Origin of the sequence: Halorubrum sp. Atlit-28R, from assembly GCF_003665955.1 — an archaeon.
Lineage (GTDB): Archaea > Halobacteriota > Halobacteria > Halobacteriales > Haloferacaceae > Halorubrum > Halorubrum tropicale.
Window position 1 is genome coordinate 1 of sequence record NZ_QPLS01000164.1, and the last position, 490, is coordinate 490.

General features: G+C 52.0%; 1 protein-coding gene. It reads left to right on the forward strand.

The window, feature by feature from the left end; translation table 11 throughout:
* The first annotated feature begins 130 nt into the window (after window positions 1-130).
* A complete protein-coding gene (locus DVK06_RS17345) occupies window positions 131-412 on the forward strand; it encodes a hypothetical protein (protein ID WP_013035733.1) in 282 nt (93 codons plus the stop codon).
* The last annotated feature ends 78 nt before the right edge of the window (window positions 413-490 follow it).

Below are 490 nucleotides of genomic sequence, written 5' to 3' on the forward strand. Positions count from 1 at the left end.
TTACCTGACTTGTCGGCTTCTGCTGCCATCACATCTACTACATACACTCCCAACATAATAATAGTTACGCCATGCAGTTTTAACGAAATGGCGTTGGTTTTATATTACGGCAGCCTAAGTAATAGACGTGATGGCAGCAGATAACAGCCGTTCCGACGCAGGCACCGCACTCCAGAATACCGTCGACCCTCGAGCTGATCTCGTCGACTCTGTCGAACGTTCGCTCTCCAAGTCCGTCCATGAGTTCCTCGGATTCCACAACGCAGATGAAGCGTTCTTCGAGTACGGTGCGGTTCCGTCGATGAACCATCAGAGACTCATCGACGCGGTGTTTGGTGCTGTTGAGCAGACTGACTGGAAGGTCGCGACCGTCCAGACCGACCGCAAGACCATCATCCTCCACCGCGAGTAACGACATCCATCGCCCTTTTTCGGTTTTGAAGAGCTACATTCGAAGGTAACCGTGTGGGCGGAATTGAGAAGGTGTCTG